Annotated in this window: 22 protein-coding genes and 3 tRNA genes; 9 read left to right on the top strand and 16 right to left on the bottom strand. The window is 71.9% G+C overall.

The annotated features are described in order from the left end of the window. Positions 1–55: 55 nt before the first annotated feature. Positions 56–430, bottom strand: coding sequence for a PH domain-containing protein (locus ACGWYL_RS05150; protein ID WP_395486598.1), 375 nt, complete (start codon positions 428–430; stop codon positions 56–58). A 178-nt stretch (positions 431–608) separates the two neighbouring features. After that, positions 609–684 (bottom strand) — tRNA-Arg (locus ACGWYL_RS05145). 93 nt (positions 685–777) lie between these two features. Here ACGWYL_RS05145 and ACGWYL_RS05140 point away from each other — a divergent pair. Both ACGWYL_RS05140 and ACGWYL_RS05135 read left to right on the top strand, forming a co-directional pair. After that, a complete protein-coding gene (locus ACGWYL_RS05140) occupies positions 778–1425 on the top strand; it encodes a TetR/AcrR family transcriptional regulator (protein WP_179427644.1) in 648 nt (215 codons plus the stop codon). Between the two features lie 44 nt (positions 1426–1469). Then, positions 1470–1559: transfer RNA gene (locus ACGWYL_RS05135), tRNA-Ser, on the top strand. A 53-nt stretch (positions 1560–1612) separates the two neighbouring features. Here the strand turns inward: ACGWYL_RS05135 and ACGWYL_RS05130 are convergent. The 4 genes from ACGWYL_RS05130 to ACGWYL_RS05115 form a co-directional block, all read right to left on the bottom strand. Then, positions 1613–2056 carry a hypothetical protein gene (locus ACGWYL_RS05130; protein ID WP_269304150.1) on the bottom strand — a complete coding sequence of 148 codons (444 nt, stop codon included), beginning with the start codon at positions 2054–2056 and terminating at the stop codon, positions 1613–1615. A 1-nt stretch (position 2057) separates the two neighbouring features. Then, positions 2058–2146: transfer RNA gene (locus ACGWYL_RS05125), tRNA-Ser, on the bottom strand. Between the two features lie 162 nt (positions 2147–2308). After that, positions 2309–3361 (bottom strand): hypothetical protein, encoded by a 1053-nt coding sequence (locus tag ACGWYL_RS05120; protein WP_179427648.1) that lies wholly within the window; start codon positions 3359–3361, stop codon positions 2309–2311. A 5-nt stretch (positions 3362–3366) separates the two neighbouring features. After that, on the bottom strand, positions 3367–4131 hold the full coding sequence (locus ACGWYL_RS05115) for a carbon-nitrogen hydrolase family protein (RefSeq protein WP_395486596.1): 765 nt from the start codon (positions 4129–4131) through the stop codon (positions 3367–3369). 34 nt (positions 4132–4165) lie between these two features. Here ACGWYL_RS05115 and ACGWYL_RS05110 point away from each other — a divergent pair, with 34 nt between their 5' ends. From ACGWYL_RS05110 to ACGWYL_RS05100, 3 genes are read left to right on the top strand one after another with little or no spacing between them, the layout of a single operon-like run. Further along, positions 4166–5140 (top strand): NAD(P)H-quinone oxidoreductase, encoded by a 975-nt coding sequence (locus ACGWYL_RS05110; protein ID WP_395486595.1) that lies wholly within the window; start codon positions 4166–4168, stop codon positions 5138–5140. Between the two features lie 43 nt (positions 5141–5183). Next, positions 5184–5681, top strand: coding sequence for a bacterial proteasome activator family protein (locus ACGWYL_RS05105; RefSeq protein WP_179427654.1), 498 nt, complete (start codon positions 5184–5186; stop codon positions 5679–5681). Between the two features lie 58 nt (positions 5682–5739). Next, positions 5740–6246: a winged helix-turn-helix domain-containing protein gene (locus ACGWYL_RS05100; protein WP_269304144.1), complete on the top strand. Its 507-nt coding sequence runs from the start codon at positions 5740–5742 to the stop codon at positions 6244–6246. Here ACGWYL_RS05100 and ACGWYL_RS05095 read toward each other — a convergent pair whose 3' ends face one another. The 6 genes from ACGWYL_RS05095 to ACGWYL_RS05070 are packed head-to-tail and all read right to left on the bottom strand — an operon-like array spanning position 6247 to position 10781. Then, complete coding sequence (locus tag ACGWYL_RS05095) at positions 6247–7752, bottom strand: cation acetate symporter (RefSeq protein WP_269304142.1); 1506 nt, start codon at positions 7750–7752, stop codon at positions 6247–6249. Continuing rightward, the gene (locus ACGWYL_RS05090) at positions 7749–8147 is read right to left on the bottom strand and encodes a hypothetical protein (RefSeq protein ID WP_179427660.1); all 399 of its coding nucleotides are present in this window, start codon (positions 8145–8147) and stop codon (positions 7749–7751) included. The genes ACGWYL_RS05095 and ACGWYL_RS05090 overlap by 4 nt, the downstream gene beginning before the upstream one ends. Then, positions 8144–8881, bottom strand: a complete 738-nt coding sequence (locus ACGWYL_RS05085; protein WP_395486594.1) for a LytR/AlgR family response regulator transcription factor — start codon at positions 8879–8881, stop codon at positions 8144–8146. Before ACGWYL_RS05085 ends, ACGWYL_RS05090 begins: the two co-directional genes overlap by 4 nt. Positions 8882–8926: 45 nt before the next feature. Next, the gene (locus tag ACGWYL_RS05080) at positions 8927–9532 is read right to left on the bottom strand and encodes an energy-coupling factor transporter transmembrane component T family protein (RefSeq protein ID WP_395486593.1); all 606 of its coding nucleotides are present in this window, start codon (positions 9530–9532) and stop codon (positions 8927–8929) included. Further along, a complete protein-coding gene (locus tag ACGWYL_RS05075) occupies positions 9529–10191 on the bottom strand; it encodes an energy-coupling factor ABC transporter ATP-binding protein (protein ID WP_395486592.1) in 663 nt (220 codons plus the stop codon). Before ACGWYL_RS05075 ends, ACGWYL_RS05080 begins: the two co-directional genes overlap by 4 nt. After that, positions 10188–10781: a biotin transporter BioY gene (locus tag ACGWYL_RS05070; protein WP_269304134.1), complete on the bottom strand. Its 594-nt coding sequence runs from the start codon at positions 10779–10781 to the stop codon at positions 10188–10190. Before ACGWYL_RS05070 ends, ACGWYL_RS05075 begins: the two co-directional genes overlap by 4 nt. 59 nt (positions 10782–10840) lie before the next feature. Between ACGWYL_RS05070 and ACGWYL_RS05065 the strand changes: the two genes are divergently transcribed. From ACGWYL_RS05065 to ACGWYL_RS05055, 3 genes are all read left to right on the top strand, one after another. Further along, positions 10841–11323 carry a TetR family transcriptional regulator gene (locus ACGWYL_RS05065; RefSeq protein ID WP_395486591.1) on the top strand — a complete coding sequence of 161 codons (483 nt, stop codon included), beginning with the start codon at positions 10841–10843 and terminating at the stop codon, positions 11321–11323. 85 nt (positions 11324–11408) lie between these two features. Continuing rightward, complete coding sequence (locus tag ACGWYL_RS05060) at positions 11409–12617, top strand: hypothetical protein (RefSeq protein WP_395486590.1); 1209 nt, start codon at positions 11409–11411, stop codon at positions 12615–12617. A gap of 197 nt (positions 12618–12814) precedes the next feature. Beyond that, entirely contained in the window at positions 12815–13750 is a 936-nt protein-coding gene (locus ACGWYL_RS05055) for a hypothetical protein (RefSeq protein ID WP_395486589.1), read from the top strand. An 84-nt stretch (positions 13751–13834) separates the two neighbouring features. Here ACGWYL_RS05055 and ACGWYL_RS05050 read toward each other — a convergent pair whose 3' ends face one another. From ACGWYL_RS05050 to ACGWYL_RS05040, 3 genes are read right to left on the bottom strand one after another with little or no spacing between them, the layout of a single operon-like run. Next, entirely contained in the window at positions 13835–15307 is a 1473-nt protein-coding gene (locus ACGWYL_RS05050) for a GuaB1 family IMP dehydrogenase-related protein (RefSeq protein ID WP_179427676.1), read from the bottom strand. A 19-nt stretch (positions 15308–15326) separates the two neighbouring features. Beyond that, positions 15327–16466: a histidine kinase gene (locus ACGWYL_RS05045; RefSeq protein WP_331283461.1), complete on the bottom strand. Its 1140-nt coding sequence runs from the start codon at positions 16464–16466 to the stop codon at positions 15327–15329. 1 nt (position 16467) lies between these two features. Next, on the bottom strand, positions 16468–17148 hold the full coding sequence (locus ACGWYL_RS05040) for a class I SAM-dependent methyltransferase (protein WP_179427678.1): 681 nt from the start codon (positions 17146–17148) through the stop codon (positions 16468–16470). A gap of 60 nt (positions 17149–17208) precedes the next feature. On the opposite strand from ACGWYL_RS05040, the gene ACGWYL_RS05035 reads away from it, so the two are divergent. Further along, positions 17209–17925, top strand: a complete 717-nt coding sequence (locus ACGWYL_RS05035; protein WP_395486588.1) for an oxidoreductase — start codon at positions 17209–17211, stop codon at positions 17923–17925. 254 nt (positions 17926–18179) lie between these two features. On the opposite strand, the gene ACGWYL_RS05030 is transcribed toward ACGWYL_RS05035, so the two are convergent. Continuing rightward, entirely contained in the window at positions 18180–18995 is an 816-nt protein-coding gene (locus ACGWYL_RS05030; RefSeq protein WP_395486587.1) for an HAD family hydrolase, read from the bottom strand. Positions 18996–19018 lie beyond the last annotated feature (23 nt).

Raw genomic sequence — 19018 nt, 5'->3', positions numbered from 1 at the left:
GTGTCGCGGGGGCGACCCGAAGGTCGAAGGATCGGGCGCGGCGGTTGCCGGTGTGTCAGCCGGCGTTGAGGACGGCCCAGCCGATGAGCTGGTCGAGGCGACGCACGTCGATCTTCTTGTCCAGCTTGATCTTGATGTGGCCGGCGCGCGTCCAGAGCTCGAGCTCGGCGTTGAAGTCGAGGAACTTGCCGGCGTTCTCGGACGACCACATGTCGATGCGGCTGTACGGAAGTGAGTAGACCTCGATCTTCTTGCCGGTCATGCCCTGCGCGTCGCGCACGATCAGGCGCTTGGTCGTGAAGATCGCGGAGTCCCGGAAGGTCTTGAACGCCGCGACTGCCTGCTCGCCCTCGACGAGGAGGTCGGTGACGTCAGCGGGAATCGGGATCTCCTGGACGAGGGTCCAGGCGGTGATGGGGGCGGTTTCCATGACGGGAGGGTGGCACAGGAGCCAACTCTGCGTGGGCGAAACGCGGCAGGAGGAGACGGAGACCCCCGAGCGACGCATCTTGGTACCCAGATGTCGCGGGGGCGACCCGAAGGTCGAAGGATCGGTCACCCCGGGGAACGAGAAACCCCCGGCGACCTGGTGGTCGACCGGGGGTGTCTGGCGCGCCCGTAGGGATTCGAACCCCAAACCTTCTGATCCGTAGTCAGATGCTCTATCCGTTGAGCTACGGGCGCACGCCCTTGCGGGCCTCGACGAGTCTAGCGGGTGTTCCCTCGAGGTGCGAAATCGGGGCAACGGACGGCCCGAAATCCCGTAAGTTGGCTTCGATGTCAGATTCCCCCCGCGTTCCGCAGCGCCGCGACGCCGTGGCGAACCGCGAGCGCATCATCGACACCGCCGAGGCCTACTTCGCCGCGAACGGCCTCGACGCGCCCCTGCACGGCCTCGCGGAGGCCGCGAAGGTGGGCACCGGCACGCTCTACCGCAACTTCGCCTCGCAGGAGGAGCTGTGGCGGGCCCTCTACGACCGGCACATCGCGATCTTCGACGAGATCGCAGAGCGCGCGATGGAGGCGTCGACGGGCTGGGAGGGCATCGAGCTCGTGGTCGACGAGGCCACCCAGGTGATGATCGACCGGCGCATCGTCGCCGAGGTGATGCGTCGTCAGGCGATCAACGACCCGGACTACCGGCCCACCGACCGGTGGGTGGGCACGCTGGCGATCCTCGTGCAGCGTGCGGTCGCCGAGGGCTCGGCGCGCGACGACCTCGCGGTGGCCGACCTCAGCGCCGCGCCGCTGATGCTCGGGGCGGTCCACACGGCCGCGCCGGAGAACCGCGAGTGGCTCGCGCGCCGCATGCGCACGCTGCTGCTGGACGGGATGCGGGCCCATCCGCACGAGCCCACGCCGCTCGCCGAGCTGCCGCCGGACTTCTACGAGCGCGGTGCCTCGATCGTCAAGCGCACGACCTGATTCGGCGGCTGGGGGTCGGGGTGGGTATCCTGATCCGGTTGTCTGGAGATGTCGCATAGTGGCCTAGTGCGCCCGCCTGCTAAGCGGGTTGAGGTTTAAACCTCTTGCGGGTTCAACTCCCGCCATCTCCGCCATGGGGAAGTGGGAGCAGGCTCAGCCTGCTCCCACTTTCGCTTCTCCGGAGGTCTCAGAGCCCTTCGGTGGGGTCGAACCGTCGGTAGCCGTTGGCGGTGTTGAGCCGGTCGTAGACCTCGCGGACGAGCTCGGCCCGGCGCGTGCGGTCGACGAGGCTCAGCGGGAACGCGGTGATCGCGCCGGTGCCGTCGGTGAAGCGCAGCAGGCCCTCACTGATCTCGACTGACTCGACCTGCTTCCACGTGACGTCGCCGTGGCGCCCGCGGGCGCGGAACCCGGCCTGGTCGAGGGTCAGCACGACCGGCGGCCGCAGGTTCATCACGGCGGCCACGAGGAGCGCGATCACGGCCACGCCGGCGGCGAGGACGGTCACGGTGGTGCGCAGGGCGCTGTCGGTCCCGGTCAGGAACGCGACCAGCACGCCCACGGCAGCGACGATGAAGCACACCCCCGCGAGCACCATGAGGTGCGCGCGATCGAGTCGGTAACGGTTCACGCAGAGGGGACGGGATTCGAACCCGTGGCTGACATCTCTGCCAGCGACCGCTTTCAAGGCGGTTCCGATCGGCCACTCCGGCACCCCTCCAGGCCCGTCGTCGAAGCGGCGGGACCTGCGTCGATTCTCGCATTCCGCACGCACAGCGCCCCGACGCGGCACCCCTGCCCACTTTTGGAACGCTCTGCACCCTTTCGGCCGCGGAAGGGGTGTAACCCGTTCCAGAAGTGGAGAGGGGCGAGCGGTAGAGGGTCAGCGCAGGGGCGAGAGGCGCCCGGGCTCGGTGCGCTCGGCGTGCTGCACGGCGCGCGCGGAGCGGCGCGACTGCGGCCGGAAGAACACGGCCCGGATCACGAGGCCGATGACCAGGCCGATGGCCGCGCTGTAGAGCGTGGAGAGCGCGAAGTACGACGGGTAGGCGCGCGGGTCGATGAGCGAGTTCGCGACGATCACGGTGCCGACGACGGCGAAGACGCACACCCACCAGCCCTCGCGGTAGCGCGAGCGCATCGAGACGCCCACGATGAGCGCGGGGAAGCCGATGAGGAACTCGTAGGGCCGCGGCACGCCGCCGATGTTCTGGCGCAGCCACACGATCGTGTCGTCCAGCAGGTTGGTCAGAGCGGGCGATCCGGCGGTGCGCACGAAGCTGCCGTAGAAGAAGAGCCCGACCGCGATGACGGCCACGACCACGAGCAGCTTGAGGTGGCGGCGGCCGAAGCCGTGCAGGCTGGAGCCGAGGCGCCACACGATCGAGACGGCTAGCGTCACCGACACGGCCATGACCATGAGGCCGAAGGGCCGCACGTCGACCGAGGCGTTCCACGCCGCGACGCCCACGGCGCCGCTGACGGACAGGACCAGCATCACGGCGTACTCGCGCAGCACCTGCAGCACGTTCGCGGCGGGACGCGTGAAGACCACGGCGGTCACTGCCGAGAGCACCGCCGTCGCACCGGCTGCCGCGGCGAGCAGCGAGTTGAGGTCGGTGAGCACCGCGGCCGCCGCCAGCAGCGCCGACAGCGTCACCCAGATGCGCATGTAGCCGCCGACCCGGTGGGTCAGGATCACGGCGAACACCACGAGCAGCGCGGCGGCGGAGGGCCGCCAGAGCCACGAGGGCGCACCGACGTCGGAGATCGACGTGGCCGCGCCGAGGGTGCTCGCGAGCCAGACCAGGAAGGTGCCGAGCATCAGCAGGCGCGCCCAACGGGGTGACGCGACTCGTGGCTCACGGGTCGCGACCTCGTACGGGGTCGGGACCGACGTGTCCAGTCGTCGTCGGCCCGGCGTGGCGGTCGTCACTGCGTCTACATCCTCCGGTTGGCAAGCGACGGGTTCACGTCGCGAGAGTGCTGCACGGCGTCCACCGCGATCTGCGCGGTGATGAGCTCGTCCCCCCCGGCGGCCTCCTCCACGATAGTTCCCCACGGATCGGCGACCAAGGAATGACCGCTGTAACGCTCGCCGCCCTGGCCCGCCGCGGCCACCCAGACGGTGTTCTCGATGGCCCGTGCGCGCAGCAGCGTGCGCCAGTGGTCGACCTTGTGCTCACCTGCGACCCACGCGGCCGGCACGACGAACGCGTCGGCCCCGGCGTCGACCAGACGGCGCGCGAGCTCGGGGAACCGCAGGTCGTAGCAGGTCATGAGGCCGACCGTGAGGTCCTCGACGGTCACCGTGACGGGCTCGATCTCGCCGGCACGCAGGCGATCGGACTCGCGGTAGCCGAAGGAGTCGTAGAGGTGGATCTTGCGGTAGGTCGCGGCGAGGTCGCCGTCGGGACCGACCACGACGAGCGTGTTGAACGGCAGTCCGTCGGTGTGCTCGAACATGCCTGCGACGATCGTCGAGCCGAGGCGCCGCGCCTCCCGCGCGAGGAGGTCCACGAACGGCCCGTCGAGCGGCTCGGCGACGGCCGCGAGGTCGTGGTCGGGGGCGCCGAAGTCGTGCATCGCGCCCTCGGGCAGCACGACGAGCCCGCCGCCCTCGACGTCGCGGAGCCGCGCCGCCACCTGGTCGCGGTTGGCGGCCGAGTCGAGGGTCGCGGCCAGTTGCACGAGCGTCACCTGCATGTGGACCAGTGTGCCGGTCACTACGGTGGTTCACATGCGAGCCGTCATCGTCGAAGAGCCCGGGGGCCCCGAGAGCCTCCACGTCGCCGAGCTTCCCGATCCCGAGCCGGGGCCGGGCGAGGTCGTGATCGCCGTGGCCGCCGCCGGCGTCAACCGCGCCGACCTGCTGCAGCGAGAGGGCCACTACCCGCCGCCGCCCGGCACCACCGACGTCATCGGCCTCGAGTGCTCGGGCGTCGTCCACGCGATCGGCGAGGGCGTCACGGGCCTCTCCGTCGGCGACGAGGTCTGCGCGCTGCTCAGCGGCGGCGGCTACGCCGAGCGTGTGGTCGTGCCGGCCGGTCAGGTGGTGCCGGTGCCCGCGGGCGTCGACCTCACGACCGCGGCCGCGATCCCCGAGACCTACGCCACCGTCTGGTCGAACGTCTCCATGCTCGCCGGCCTGCGCGAGGGCCAGAAGGTGCTCGTGCACGGCGGCGCCAGCGGCATCGGCACCACCGCGATCCAGCTGGCCAAGGCCTTCGGCGCCACCGTCGTCACCACGGTCGGCAGTGCCGAGAAGGCCGAGGTCGTGCGCGGCCTCGGCGCCGACGCGGTCGTGAACTACCGCGAGGACGACTTCGCCGAGACCTGCCAGGACCTCGGCGGCGTCGACGTCGTGCTCGACATCATCGGCGGCAAGTACCTCGCCCAGAACGTCGCCTCCCTCGCCCGCGGCGGCCGCATCGTCGTGATCGGCATGCAGGGCGGCCGCAAGGGAGAGCTCAACCTCGGCGCCCTGCTGGCGAAGCAGGGGAGCGTCTCGGCGACGTCCCTGCGCTTCCGCCCGGTGGAGGAGAAGGCCGCGATCATGACCGAGCTCGTCGAGAAGGTCTGGCCGCTCATCGAGGACGGCACGTTGGGCCCCGTGGTGCACGAGACCGTGCCGCTGGCGCGGGTCGCCGACGCCCACCGGATCCTCGAGGAGTCCTCGCACGTGGGCAAGGTCGTCCTCGACATGGGCGCCTGAGCCCGCAGCGCCGTGCGAGGCACCTCGGCCTAGGCTGGAGCGCATGACCGACGACCGGATCATCGACCCCCAGGGCCAGCCCGTGGCCTCCTCCGAGCCCGCGCGCACGCCGCTGACCGACCTGGTCGAGCAGCCCGCGAAGGTCATGCGCATCGGCGGCATGATCCGCCAGCTGCTCGAGGAGGTGAAGTCCGCGCCGCTCGACGACGCGAGCCGGGCCCGCCTGCGCGAGATCCACCACCAGTCGATCGACGAGCTGAAGGACGGTCTCGCGCCCGAGCTCGTCGACGAGCTCGAGCGGCTCAGCCTGCCGTTCGACGCCGAGTCGCCGAGCGACGCCGAGCTGCGCGTCGCCCAGGCCCAGCTGGTGGGCTGGCTCGAGGGTCTCTTCCACGGCATCCAGGCCGCCCTCTACGCCCAGCAGGTGCAGGCGCAGAACCAGCTGCAGAACATGCGTCTGGCCCTCCCGGGGGCCGGCGGCGAGGATGGTACCTCGGACGATCGCGTCACACCTTCCGAAACCGGGGGAATGTACCTCTAGACTGGTGTCATTCGCATGATCGGAGATGGCAATGAGGCCGACACTCCCGCCGTGTGCCATGGCACCCGAGATGTACCAGGACGAGATCCTGCTGTCCCCGCCCGCTCGACGCGACGTCTCGGTCGAGCAGTGGCGTGACTACGTGACCAAGCGCGCTGCCGCCCACCGCCGATGTGCGGGCTGCAGCGTCCTCGACGACTGCCTCTACCGGGCCGTGGTCGACGTCGACGTGTCGGGCTTCGTCGCCTGCACCAGCGAGGCCGAGCGCCGCACCATGCGCCGCGATCTCGGCATCGAGGTGCGGGTCGACTCCAGCCCCTACGGCACGGCGCGCGTCGGGGGCGGTCCCGTCGACCACGCCGAGGTGATCGGCGCTCGCAAGGCGCACCCCGACGAGACCTGTCGCGAGCTGGCGCAGCGGCTCGGCTGCTCGACCTCCACGGTCAAGCGTCACCTGCGCCAGGAGCGCGAGGGACGCGCGGCGGCGGTCACCACGATCGCCAAGCCGTCGATGGGCGAGGTGCTCGACTCGTTCGACCGCCTCGACACCTCGCGTCGGGTCTGATCAGAACCGCCGGTCCACCTGCACCCGCTCCGGTGTGTGCAGGCGGACCATGGTGCGCCCGACCGTGGCCGGGACGCGCGACCGGGTGGCCAGCGAGATGCCCACCATGAGGCCGAAGCCCACGGGCACCGACCACACGGCCGGCTGGCTCATGAGCGTGCCCCACCAGCCCTCGACGTCGAGGGCGAGCGTGACGAAGGGCGCCGCGCCCGCGCAGATGCCGCCGCCGATGAGGCCCGCGATCGCCCCGGCCGACGTCAGTCCGCGCCACCAGATGCCCAGCACGAGCAGCGGGCAGAAGGTGGAGGCCGCCAGCGCGAACGCGAACACCACCGAGCTGGCCACGGGGATCGGCTCGGCGACGAAGGCCAGCACGAGCGGCACCGCCACGCACACGGCGGCGGCGATCCGCAGTGCCGCGATGGACGAGAGCCGGCTGCCCCACGGCGCGTGGTTGCTCAGGCCCTGACCCACCACGCCCGCGAGCGCCATCGTCACGCCGGACGAGGTCGACAGGAACGCCGCGAAGGCGCCGGCGGTGACGAGCGCCGTCAGCAGCTCCCCGGCGGTCCCCGCGATCACGCGGCTCGGCAGCTCGAGCGCCACCGTGTCGGCGCGGCCGGCGGCGATGAGGTCGGACGCGTAGACCCGCCCGAGCACGCCGTAGAACGTCGGGAGCAGGTAGAACGCCGAGACGAGGCCGAGCACGATCAGGGTGGTCCGCCGCGCGGCGTGCCCGTCGGGGTTCGTGTAGAACCGCACCACCACGTGCGGCAGGCCCATCGTGCCGAGGAACGTCGCCACGATCACGGCGTACGTGGAGTAGACGGTCTGCGGGTTGGCGTCGCCGAGGGGGATCCACCAGTCGCTGCCGGCCTGCGCGGCCGGCTGGCCGTCGCGCGACCACGCCAGCAGCAGGAACATGAGCGGCACCAGCAGGGCCGTCAGCTTGAGCCAGTACTGGAACGCCTGCACGAAGGTGATCGACCGCATGCCGCCCAGCACCACGTTGAGGGTCACGATGATCGCGACGAGCACGGTGCCCACCCACCGGGGAGCGTCGAGGACGGCCTCGAGGGTCAGTCCCGCGCCCTGGAACTGCGGCAGCAGGTACAGCCAGCCGACCGCCACGACGAGAGCGGTGCAGACGCGCCGCACCGCCACCGACTGCAGGCGCACCTGGGCGAAGTCGGGGATCGTGTAGGCGCCCGAGCGGCGCAGGGGAGCCGCCACGAACACCAGCAGGAGCAGGTAGCCGGCCGTCCAGCCGATCGGGTACCAGAGCATGTCGGCGCCGTAGACGAGCACGAGGCCGGCGATGCCGAGGTAGGAGGCGGCCGAGAGGTACTCGCCGCTGATCGCCGAGCCGTTGAGGGCCGGGGAGACCGACCGGGAGGCCACGTAGAAGTCACTCGTCGTACGGCTGATCCGCAGGCCGAACGCCCCGATCGCGAGGGTCGCGATCGAGACGAGGGAGACGGCGACGATGCCCCAGGTCGGGCTCATGGTCGGGTGTCGTCCGGCTCGACCAGCAGGGTGAACAGGCGCTCCGCGCGCTCGACGTGGCGCACGTAGAGCCAGCCCAGCACGATGACGCCCGCGTGCACGCCACCGCCCAGGACGAGCCACGGCAGCGGGATGCCCAGGACGCGCAGGTCGTTCAGGCCCGGCACCCACGAGAACACGAGCGGCAGGCTGACCACTGTGAGCAGGAGCGTGATCGCCACGGTCATCGCGGCGCGCAGCTGCGAGCGGATGAGCGACTGCATGTAGACCTCGCCGACCCCGGTGGCCTCGTCGATCTCCTGACCCACCGTGCTGCGCACGTGCGCGGGCGCCGTGGAGAGGGGGCTGGTGATGCGGACCCGGCCGGACGGCTCGGGCAGGGCCTCGTCGGTCACGGGGTGTGCTCGCCGATCAGCTCGCGCAGCGCCCGCGTGTGGCGGCGGGCGACCTGCAACTCGAGCGTGTTCCCGCCCGCGGCCGGCACGACCACGCTGGCGCGGCCCGACGACATGCGGACCTCGAGGATGTGCGCGCGGTTCACCACGAGGCTGCGGTGGATGCGCAGGAAGCCGGCGTCGGCCCAGTCGTCGGCCAGTGAGCCGAGGGGCGTGCGGATGAGGTGGCTCGAGCCCTCCAGGGTGTGCAGCCGGACGTAGTCGCCCTGCGCCTCGGCGTGGGTGACCTTCGACCGCGAGACGAAGCGCGTGACGCCCGCCAGCTCGACGGCGATCGTGTCGTCGGACTCGGTGCCGCCGTGGTCGGAGTCGGCCACGGCCCGGCGCACGCTCTCGCGCAGGCGCTCCTCGCGGATCGGCTTGAGCAGGTAGTCCACGGCGTTGAGGTCGAACGCCTCCACGGCGTGCGCGTCGTGCGCGGTCACGAAGATGATCTGCGGCGGCGACTTGAACTTGCCCAGCAGGCGCGCGATGTCGATGCCGGTCAGTCCGGGCATGGCGATGTCGAGGAACAGCAGGTCGATGTCACCGGCGTCGAGGCGACGCAGCGCCTCGGTGCCGGACCGAGCCGTGTCGATCGTGCCGATCCGGTCGTCGCGGCCGAGCAGCCAGACCAGCTCGTCCAGCACCGGTTGCTCGTCGTCGACCACCAGCGTCCGCAGTGCGCGCGCCATGGGAGTGAGCCTAGTCACTGTCGAGGGATGCGGCGTCGAACCGGGTCAGTCCAGGACGCCGCGGGCGTGCAGCGCGTCGCCGGTGTCGCGGGCGCGCGCGACCACGCGCAGCACCAGCGGGATCGTGCGGGCGCGGATGCTGCGCTCGAGCCCGCGCGCCCGGGCCGCGTCGCGCGTCTCGGCCGCCAGCTCGATCGTGCCGGGCAGTGCACGCAGCATGAGCGAGAACGTGAGGCCGACGCGGTCGGGGTCGACGCCGAGGCGGCGGAAGGGCCGCAGGCTGCGCACGATCGTGTCGAGCAGGTCGTTGACGGCGGTCGTGGCCGTCAGGACGGTCGCGGCCAAGATGAGCGCGGTCAGGTCGGCGACCACCTCGACAGCCCGCGGCCACCCGTTCTGCCACGCGTTGAAGGCCAGCAGGAGCACCGCGACGATCAGGAAGGGCCGCAGCGCCCGCAGCAGGGATCGGGGCGAGAGGCTGCCGAGCGCGGCGAGGACGAGGGCGAGCGCGACGAACGCGACGCCTGTCCAGGGGCCCTTGGCGACGAGCACGGCCACGGCGAGCAGGAACAGTCCCACCAGCTTCGGGCCGGGCGTCAGCCGGTGCAGCGGCGACGTCCCCGGCTGGTAGAGCCCGAGCGGAGAGCTCATGACACGAGAGCCCGGTAGTGGTCGACGGCGGTCGCGGCGGGCCCGTCGAACGCGACGCGTCCGGCGTGCACCACCAGCGCGCGGTCGCACCGTGCGGCGAGGTCGAGGTCGTGGGTCACCAGGACGACCTGCTGGGGCAGACCGAGCAGCACGTCGCCGACGCGGCGGGTGTTCGCGAGGTCGAGCAGCGTGGTCGGCTCATCGGCGACCAGGACGTCGGGATCGGTGGCCAGCACCGTCGCGATCGCGAGCAGCTGCCGCTGCCCGCCCGAGAGCGCGTGCACGCTGCGCTCGGCCAGGTCGGCGAGGCCGAACCGCTCGAGCACGGCGAGGACGGCCGCCTCGCGCTCGGCCTTGTCGCGGTGCCTCTTGCGCAGCGACAGCGCGACGTCCTCCGCGACGGTGGGCATCACCAGCTGCGCCGCCGGGTCGGTGAACACGAAGCCGACGCGGCGGCGGACCTCGCGACCGTGCCGACGCGTGTCGAGACCGTCGACCAGGACCTGGCCGCTCGTGGGCTCGACGAGGCCGTTCACCAGTCGTGCGAGGGTGGACTTGCCCGAGCCGTTCGAGCCGACGATCGCGATGCGACGCTCCTCGAGCCGGAGGGTGGTGGGCTCGAGCCGTCCCGCGACGGCCGCCTCGCCGAGCTCGATCACTTCCGGCGGGCCGGCAGCAGGTCCGGGAACGCGCGGTGGACGGCGGTGGCGACCGTGGCCATCGCGAGGTTCTTGATGACGTCGCCGGGCCAGAAGGCCAGGTCGATCTTGGCCGCCGCCGCGAGGCTCATGTCGGCGCGCCAGGCCAGTCCGAGGATGCCGAGCGTGTGGATCAGCAGAGCGCTGGAGAACAGGCCCGCGGCGAAGATCAGCGGAATGCTCGTGGCGACCTTCTCGCGCGGGAGGCGCTCGACGATGAACCCGCACAGCGCGGCCGCGAGCGGGAAGCCGATGAGGTAGCCGGCGGTGGGGCCGGCGAAGACGGCCAGGCCGGCGGCGCCGCCGGAGAACACCGGGACGCCCGCGGCGCCGACCGCGAGGTAGAGCAGGACGGCCAGGAAGCCGCGCTTCGCGCCGAGGACGGCGCCCGAGAGCAGCACGGCGAACGTCTGCAGCGTGATCGGCACGAGGCCGGCGCCCACGTTGATGGCCGGGAGCAGTGCGCAGACGGCGATCAGCGCGGCGAAGGCGGCGATCAGTGCGAGGTCGGTGGAGGTGAGGCGACGGCTCGCCGAGGTGGTCGTGGTCATGAGGTCTCCTGAACGGTGTTCACCTGAACGGTGTTCAGGCTAGCCGATAGAGTGGCCTCGTGGCCAACACCCTCGAAGACGTCGTCTCCGGCGCCCTGCGCGTGCTCGACGCGTACGGGCTCGAGTTCTGCTCGATGCGCCGGGTCGCGAGCGAGCTCGGCGTGCAGCCCAGTGCGCTCTACCACCACGTGCCGGACAAGCAGACGCTCCTGGCGCTGATGGCCGACCGGATCGTCGCGAACGTCGAGGTCGGCGACGATCCCGCCAAGGCTGCCCACGCGCTGCGCGAGGCACTGCTGTCCACCCGCGACGGGGCCGACGTCGTGGCCACCGCCTCGGCCTTCCGGCTGGGCGACTCGCGCATCGAGACCGAGCTGGCGGCGCTGACCTCGCCCGACGTCGCGCGCACCCTGCTGCTCTACGTCTTCGGCCACACCCAGGCCACCCAGATGCACCGCCAGGCCGCGCAGATCGGCATCCTCGCCGAGGATCCCGACCTCGATGCGTCGTTCGCGCGCGGCCTCGACCTCATCCTGCGCTGACGCGTCTCCCGGCACCCCGTGGCATCGCGTGGACGCGCTGTCGTACTCTTTCGGGAATGACATTCATTCTCAACAAGGAGCGACGATGACGAGATGGCGACACGTCCGCCTGGCGGTGGCGGCCCTGGTGGCGGGGTCGGCGCTGGCCGCGTGCGGTGAGACGGCGAGCGAGTCCGGGCACGACGACGACCACGGTGGTGCCGAGGTCTCCGGACCCCGGCTCGTGGTGACGACCGACGACGGGCTGCTCGTGCTGGAGCGCGACACCCTCGAGCCGGTGAAGACGCTGCCCGCCGAGGGGTTCGTGCGGGTCAACGCCGCCGGCGACGCACGGCACGTGTTCGTGTCGAACGAGGAGGGCTTCCGCCTGCTCGACACCGGCGTCGAGGCCGAGGCGCACGGCGACCACGCGCACTACCGGACGAAGGGCGAGCCCGCGTTCGGGGAGACCTACGAGGCCGCAGAGCCGGGCCACGTCACCATCAGCGACGGCCGCACCGTGCTGTTCGGCGACGGTGACGGCTCGATCCGGGTCCTGGACTCGGAGGACCCGACGAAGGTGGTGGAGACCACCGAGACCCCCGATCCGCACCACGGCGTGGCGGTGAACCTCGGCGGCGACCTCATGCACACCGAGGGCACGTCGGACGCCCGCTCGACCGTCGTCCTGCGCGACGGCGTCGACGGTGACGAGAAGGCCCGCACCGACGACTGCCCCGGTGTCCACGGCGAGGCGACCGCCGCCGACGGCCGTGCCGTCGTGGGCTGCGAGGACGGCGTCGTCGTGGTGGACCACGGCACGATCACCAAGGTCTCGAGCCCCGACACGTACGGCCGCATCGGCAACCAGGCGGGAAGCCCGGAGTCGTCGGTCGTCCTCGGCGACTACAAGGTCGACGCCGACGCCGAGCTGGAGCGCCCCGAGCGCATCAGCCTGATCGACACCGAGACGGCGAAGCTGCGCCTCGTGGACCTCGGCACCAGCTACACGTTCCGGTCGCTCGGCCGCGGCCCGGCGGGCGAGGCGCTCGTGCTGGGCACGGACGGCGCCCTGCACGTGATCGACCCCGTGACGGGCAAGGTCGCCGACCGCATCGTCGTGATCGACCCGTGGCAGGAGCCCCTCGACTGGCAGCGTCCGCGGCCGACCCTCGAGGTCGACGGCGACACCGCGTGGATCACCGAGCCCGGCGCGTCCACGGTGCACGAGGTCGACCTCGCCGCCGGCCGGGTCACCCGCAGCGTCGAGCTGCCCGGCGTCCCGAACGAGATCGTCTCGGCCGGCGCGCACTGACGCGGGCCCCTTGAGTGAGCGGTCAGCTGTCAACCCTTCCCGGGGAGACCCGGTGCGTCATCAACGTCATGCGGTGGTGATGAGGTTGACGGCTGACCGCTTGGCCAGAATCCACAGGGGGGCAAGGGCTGAGCTCGCTGTCCACAGGGAATCGCCGGACCCGCGGCTGAGGGTCCTCGCCGCGACAGCGTGGAACGGTGCCTCGACCACCCGAGATCCCCGACCTGGCTCGCCGCGGACCGTTCAGCCGAGAACAGGCGCGCTCCGCCGGGGTCAGCGACCGTCGCCTGCAGGGCAGGCACTTCGAGCGACTCCATCCCGGCGTGTGGCGGTGGACGGGGTACGAGATGACGCCGCTCGACTGGCAGACGGCAGCGGCGCTCGCGATGCCGGACGGAGCGGCGCTGAGTCACGTGAGTCGGATCCAGCGGACGGGTCTGGACGTCGGACCTGTTCGACCGGTGCGCTTCACGATCGTCGGCGACCATCACCTCACGGTGACGGGGACCTTTCTGCACCGGACGGCGGTCATGCCACCGCGTGACGACGTCGGGGTGACGCCCGCGGCGGCGTTCGTCCAGTGCTGCGCCTCGATGAGGCTGCTCGACCTCATCGTGATCGGCGACCACCTGCTGCGTGAGGAGCTCGCGACGGTCGGCGAGATCGTGGACGTCTGCCGACTTCATCCGTGGCGGCCCGGCGCGAGCCAGGCGCCTGCCGTCCTCCCGTGGCTCCATGAACGGGCCTGGTCGCCGAAGGAGTCCGAGCTCCGCGCGTACGTCCACGCAGCGGGTCTGCCGCGACCGGAGGTGAACGCCGACGTCCTCGCCCTCGACGGGAGTCGGCTGGGCATCGGCGATCTGTGGTTCCCCCAGTGGCGTGTGGTGGCCGAGTACGAGGGTCGGCAGCACGCCGAGGACCCTCATCAGTTCCGCAAGGACATCGACCGCTACGCCGGATTCCGGGACAACGACGTCGCCTACGTCCAGATCACGGCTGCCATGACGGCCAACCCGGCGGGAGCCATGCAGCGGCTCTTCGCCGCGCTCGCTCGCAACGGGTACACCGGCCCGCCACCGACGTTCGCCGAGCGGTGGGGCTCCCTCTTTCGAACGATCCCTGGTGGGCGGTGAGCCATCAACCGCATGGGTGACCTATGCGGTTGACAGCTCACCGCCACCCGCGCGGAAGGGTTGACAGCTCACCGCTCCGGAGGCTCACCAGGAGGCGTGCAGCGGGCGGCCCTCGTCGTAGCCGGCGCTGGACTGCAGGCCCACGGTGGCGCGGTCGGCGAACTCGGCCAGCGTGCGGGCGCCGGCGTAGGTGAACGAGGAGCGGACGCCGGCGGTGATCTGGTCGACCAGGTCCTCCACGCCGGGGCGCTCGGGGTCGAGGTACATGCGCGAGGTGGAGATGCCCTCCTCGAACAGCGCCATGCGAGCGCGCTCGAAGCCGGCGGCGTCGCGGGTGCGGTTGGCCACGGCGCGCGAGGACGCCATGCCGAACGACTCCTTGTACTCGCGGCCGTCGGCGCCGAACTTCAGGTCGCCGGGGCTCTCGTGCGTGCCGGCGAACCACGAGCCGATCATGACGCTGCCGGCACCGGCGGCCAGCGCCAGCGCCACGTCGCGCGGCCAGCGGACGCCGCCGTCGGCCCACACGTGGGCGCCCAGCTCGGCGGCCGCCTCGGAGGCCTCGAGCACGGCCGAGAACTGCGGCCGGCCCACGCCGGTCATCATGCGGGTCGTGCACATCGCGCCGGGGCCCACGCCCACCTTGGCGATGTCGGCGCCGGCGGCGACGAGGTCGCGTACGCCCTCCGCCGACACCACGTTGCCCGCCGAGATCGGCAGGCGGCGACCCGTGGCGGCCTCGTGCGCGTCGCGGACCTCGCGCACGACCGGCAGCGCGTCGAACATCTTGGCCTGGTGACCGTGCGCGGTGTCGACGACGAGGACGTCGACGCCGATCTCGATGAGGGCCTGGGCCTTGCCCTTGACGTCGCCGTTGATGCCGATGGCACCGCCGACGACGAGGTGGCCGTCGGGATCGGTGGCGGGCGTGTAGATCGTGGAGCGCAGCGCGCCCTTGCGGGTGAGCACCCCGGCCAGCGCACCGCCGTCGACGACGGGGGCGAACGGCACGTGCTGCTCCGAGAGCAGGTTGAACATCTCGCGCACGTCGCCACCGGCGGGCAGGACGAACGGATCGGTCAGCATGACCTCACGGACCTGCGCGAAGCGGTCGATCTCGTGCGCCTGGTGCGGCGTGAAGATGCCGACGACCTTCAGCTCGGGACCGTGCAGCGACTCGACGACCACGGCGCCGCCGTGGGCGCGCTTCGGCACGAGGCTGAGCGCCTCGCCGACCGTCATGTTCGGGGTCAGCACGACGGGAGTGTCGTAGACCGGATGCGCGGCCTTCACGCGGGCGACCGTGTCGGCGACGATGTCGAGCGGGATGTCCTGCGGGAGGATCGCGATGCCGCCGCGGCGGGCGACGGTCTCGGCCATCCGGCGACCCGAGACGGCCGTCATGTTGGACACCACCAGCGGCAGGGTGGCACCGGTGCCGTCGCTCGTGGACAGGTCGACGTCGAAGCGCGACGCGACGTCCGAGCGTCCGGGGACCATGAAGACGTCGTTGTACGTCAGGTCGTGGCTGGGCTGCAGATCGTTGAGGAACCTCACCGGTCAAGTCTACGGATCGTCAGTCGACCGTGGTGGGAGTGAATTTCGGGACCCGCAGCGTCACCTTCGTGCCGAGGCCCGGCGCGGTCTCCACGACGAGGCCGTGGTCGTTGCCGTAGACGGTGCGCAGCCGCTCGTCCACGTTGGCCAGGCCCACCGACGGCGAGCTCGTGCGGCCCGCCAGTGCGGCCCGGACGGTCTCGGGGTCGGAGCCCACGCCGTCGTCCTCGATCGAGATGAGGCACTCGGTGCCGGCGTCCTCCGCGATCACCGTGAGCGTGCCGGGGCCGGGCTTGCGCTCCAGTCCGTGGCGCACCGCGTTCTCCACGAGCGGCTGCACGGTGAGGAAGGGGACGGTCAGGCTCAGCACCTCGGGCGCGACGCGGGTGACGACCCGCAGCCGGTCGCCGAAGCGCGCCTTCTCCAGCACGAGGTAGCGCTCGATCGACCGCAGCTCCTCGGCGAGCGTCGTGTAGTCGCCGTGCTGGCGGAAGGAGTAGCGCGTGAAGTCGGCGAACTCGAGCAGCAGCTCGCGGGCGCGCTCGGGGTCGGTGCGGACGAACGACGCGATCGCGCCGAGGGAGTTGTAGATGAAGTGGGGCGAGATCTGCGCCCGCAGGGCCCGCAGCTCGGCCTCCATGAGCGCGGTGCGCGAGGCCGAGAGCTCGGCGAGCTCGAGCTGGCTCGAGACCCAACCCGCGACCTCGGTGGCGGTGCGCGCGAGGCCCGCCGACGCGCTCTCGTCGACCACCACGATGCTGCCGACGACCCGGCCCTCCACCGAGAGCGGCGCGACGATGACGCGGTTCGAGGCCTGGGTGCGGCCGTGCTCGAGGGCGACCGCGACGAGCTCGGCCGTGTGCTCGGTCTCGTCCGTGCCGGCCCAGCCGAGAGGCCCGTGCGTGTCGGTGATGCCCACCGTCGGCGCGCCGATCAGCTGTCGCAGGTGGGGAAGGGCCTGCCGGACGCTCTCGGCGTCGAGGCCCGACCGCAGGGCCGGGGCGGCCAGCGCGGCGGTGTGCAGCGTCTCGTACGTGGCGCGGTCCTCGGCCGAGCCGAGACTGCGGCGGCGGCTCAGCAGCACCCAGCGCGTCAACAGGGCCAGCGCCACCAGCACGGCGACGACCGCCAGCGCGATCGCGGCGTCGAGGGGACCCACGTCAGTCCAGCGAGAGCAGGATCGCGTCCGGCGGATCGGGCTCGCCGGCCAGCGCGGACTTGTCGACGACGGCGCGGACGCAGCGCGTCTCGTGCCGCAGCCGGAGCTTCGCGGCGCCGGAGGCGTACTCGCGCCACAGGTCGTGCACGGCGCCGAGCGCGGACTCGGGCACCGAGGGACGCCGGGTCTGCTCGGCGAAGCGCAGCAGGTGCGGCAGGTCGAGCTCCTCCCACGCGTTGAAGACCTCGACCTCGGGCGGGCCGAACAGGCCGGAGGCCGAGAAGGTGTCGACGGCCGGCTCGGGCGCGTCGCGGTCGCCGGTGATCGTGCGCAACCGGCGCATCCACGGGATCGAGTCGTCGTAGCGACGGCTCATGCTGGACAGCAGTCCGCCGGGCACCAGGACGCGCGCGTACTCGGCCAGCGCGGCCGGCGACTCCTCGAGGAACGGCGTGATGACGACGTCGAAGGTGTTCGAGCGCAGCGGCAGCCGGTCGCCGCCGGAGCGGATGTAGGAGAGGTCGGGGTTGCGGACCTGCTCGACGTCGTCGCCGATGACCGTGACGTCGTGACCCTGCTCGGCCAGCTCGTACGCCAGGCCGCCGTCGCCGAGGTGCAGCACCGTGGCGAGGCGGTCGCCCACCATCCACTTGGCGGCGCGCGCAGCGGGGATGACGTCCACGCTCCGAGGCTACCGCCGGTCAGCCCGTGGCCCCGGAGGTGCGCTGGGTACGCTGCCTGCGTGTCCGATCCGTTCATCGCAGCCGCCTCCCTCGAGGGCGTTCCGTCGGCGTTCCGCGCCGCCCGCGACGGGATGGACGCCGTCCTGCGCGACCGCGGCCTGCGCCGCAGCACGCCCGACGACACGGCGCGCTCGCTGCTGATCGGCGCCTGGGCCACGGCCACGCTCGAGGGCTCCGAGATCGACCTCGACGAGCTGTCCTCGGGCGGCGGCGACGCCACCGCGCGGGCGGCGGTCCGGCTCTCCACCGAGCTGCTCGGCCTGCTGCCCACGTGGCAGCGGTCGCCGGTGCAGGCGATGGCGCGGATGCACGCGCTGGCGGCCGCGGGCTCGGCCCCCGACGACGACCTCGGCCGTCCCGTGAACCCCACCGGCACCGCCCGACTGACCCAGCTGGCGAAGCTGCTCGGCGCAAAGACCGAGGCGCCGGCCATGGTCGTGGCGGCGCTCGTGCACGCCGAGATCGCCTCCGCGGGGGCGTTCGTCTCGCACAACGGCGTGGTGGGGCGCGCGGCCGAGCGGCTCGTCCTGCTGGCGCGTGGCGTCGATCCCGCCTCGGTCACCGTGCCCGAGGCCGGCCACGTCGCCGCGGCGCCCGACTACTTCGCTGCACTCGAGGCCTACGGGACCGAGGAGACCGGCGTCCACCGCTGGCTGCTGTACGCCGCCGAGGCGTTCACGCGGGGCGCCGAGGCCTCGCCGCTGTCCTCGCGCTGAGCCGGCCGGCCCCGGCACAGGACGACGGCGTCGGGGCGGGCCCGACGCCGTCGTGGAAGTCCGCACCTTCAGCTACCAAGCGTGCCTTCGTCAATCATCGCCTCGGGTCCGGCGTCGTGAGACGGCGGTTGTCCCGTCTGCGATTGCCCTGTGGGACGGGAGATCGCCGCGTGGGTACCGGGGTGCGGACTGCTCTGGAGTTCTGGCTCCAGCGTGCCTCACGCGGCCTGGAACCACAAGGGTGAAGGGGGTTGTCAGGCGGGTCGCGACGTGCGGCGACGCACGGCCGCGGTGATCCCGAGCGCCAGCAGCGAGGCCGACGCCGCGATGCCGCCGAGAGCCATCGCCTTGCCCGTGGTGGACTCCGGCACGAGCCGCGAGCGCAGCGCCGTGGGTCGCTCGAACGTGAGGATCGGCCAACCCTCCTCGGTGGCCCGACGGCGCAGTCCCTTGTCGGGATTGACCGCGAACGGGTGGCCCACCGCCTCGAGCATCGGGATGTCGGTCTCGGAGTCGGAGTAGCCGAAGCTGCGCTCCAGGTCGTAGCCTTCGAGCTCGGCCAGCTCGCGCATCGCGGTGACCTTGTTCGGGCCGTAGGAGTAGTGCAGGACGCGGCCCGAGTAGCGACCGTCGACCTCCTCGAGGCGGGTGGCGATGGCGTGCGTCGCGCCGAGCATCTCGGCGATCGGCTCGACCATCTCGGTGCCGGAGGCCGACACGATGATGACGTCGTGGCCCGACTCGCGGTGCTCCTCGATGAGGTCGAGGGCCTCGGAGTAGACGAGCGGCTCGATCACGTCGTGCAGGGCCTCGCGCACGATCTGGCGCACGGTGACGGCGTCCCATCCGGTGACCATGGCGCTGATCTCGTCGCGCATCTTCTCGAGCATGTCGTGGTCGGCGCCGCCGGTGCTGAACACGAGCTGGGCGTAGGCGCTGCGCAGGACGGCGCGGCGGCTGAGCAGACCCTCGGCGAAGAGGGACTTGCTGAAGGCAAGCGTGCTGGACCTCGCGATGATGGTCTTGTCGAGGTCGAAGAAGGCGGCGGGGCGTCCCGCGGGAGTCGCCATGTCCTCCAGCGTAGGCGGTCCGC

This window comes from Aeromicrobium sp. JJY06 (genome assembly GCF_044069275.1).
GTDB lineage: Bacteria > Actinomycetota > Actinomycetes > Propionibacteriales > Nocardioidaceae > Aeromicrobium > Aeromicrobium tamlense.
The sequence above is the reverse complement of the archived record's forward strand: the minus strand, read 5'-3'. Positions and strand labels throughout refer to the sequence as shown.

What these genes read in the sequence shown, in the direction of transcription:
- ACGWYL_RS05150 (WP_395486598.1), bottom strand. Translation starts at nt 430, where the DNA reads ATGGAAACCGCCCCCATCACCGCCTGGACCCTCGTCCAGGAGATCCCG.
- ACGWYL_RS05140 (WP_179427644.1), top strand. Translation starts at nt 778, where the DNA reads ATGTCAGATTCCCCCCGCGTTCCGCAGCGCCGCGACGCCGTGGCGAAC.
- ACGWYL_RS05115 (WP_395486596.1), bottom strand. Translation starts at nt 4,131, where the DNA reads ATGCAGGTGACGCTCGTGCAACTGGCCGCGACCCTCGACTCGGCCGCC.
- ACGWYL_RS05110 (WP_395486595.1), top strand. Translation starts at nt 4,166, where the DNA reads ATGCGAGCCGTCATCGTCGAAGAGCCCGGGGGCCCCGAGAGCCTCCAC.
- ACGWYL_RS05105 (WP_179427654.1), top strand. Translation starts at nt 5,184, where the DNA reads ATGACCGACGACCGGATCATCGACCCCCAGGGCCAGCCCGTGGCCTCC.
- ACGWYL_RS05100 (WP_269304144.1), top strand. Translation starts at nt 5,740, where the DNA reads ATGGCACCCGAGATGTACCAGGACGAGATCCTGCTGTCCCCGCCCGCT.
- ACGWYL_RS05095 (WP_269304142.1), bottom strand. Translation starts at nt 7,752, where the DNA reads ATGAGCCCGACCTGGGGCATCGTCGCCGTCTCCCTCGTCTCGATCGCG.
- ACGWYL_RS05085 (WP_395486594.1), bottom strand. Translation starts at nt 8,881, where the DNA reads ATGGCGCGCGCACTGCGGACGCTGGTGGTCGACGACGAGCAACCGGTG.
- ACGWYL_RS05080 (WP_395486593.1), bottom strand. Translation starts at nt 9,532, where the DNA reads ATGAGCTCTCCGCTCGGGCTCTACCAGCCGGGGACGTCGCCGCTGCAC.
- ACGWYL_RS05070 (WP_269304134.1), bottom strand. Translation starts at nt 10,781, where the DNA reads ATGACCACGACCACCTCGGCGAGCCGTCGCCTCACCTCCACCGACCTC.
- ACGWYL_RS05060 (WP_395486590.1), top strand. Translation starts at nt 11,409, where the DNA reads ATGACGAGATGGCGACACGTCCGCCTGGCGGTGGCGGCCCTGGTGGCG.
- ACGWYL_RS05030 (WP_395486587.1), bottom strand. Translation starts at nt 18,995, where the DNA reads ATGGCGACTCCCGCGGGACGCCCCGCCGCCTTCTTCGACCTCGACAAG.